The organism is Janthinobacterium foliorum (assembly GCF_978021625.1).
On the sequence record NZ_CDXDQE010000094.1, the window covers coordinates 1 to 306 of the forward strand.

A 306-nucleotide genomic window follows, 5' to 3' on the forward strand; every position below is an offset into this window, starting at 1 on the left:
CCGGCATCAGGCCGCGGCCCTGGGTCGAGCGGATGGCCTGGCACAGATTCGTCTTTTGCGACAGGCAGAACTTGCATTGCCGGCATTCCGGCGTGTACAGGGGGATGACGTGGTCATCCTTTTTCAGCGTCGTCACGCCCGGGCCCACGTCGACGACGACGCCGGCGCCTTCATGGCCAAGGATGGCGGGGAACAGGCCTTCCGGGTCGGCGCCCGACAAGGTGTAGTAATCCGTGTGGCAAATGCCCGTGGCTTTCAGCTCGACCAGCACTTCGCCGGCGCGCGGGCCGGCCAGGTCGACTTCTT

Annotated in this window: 1 protein-coding gene; it reads right to left on the minus strand. The window is 65.7% G+C overall.

The features are described from left to right. Positions 1 to 306, minus strand: a 306-nt coding sequence (locus ACZ92H_RS29655) for an alcohol dehydrogenase catalytic domain-containing protein (protein ID WP_465051999.1), incomplete at both ends; no start/stop codon positions are given.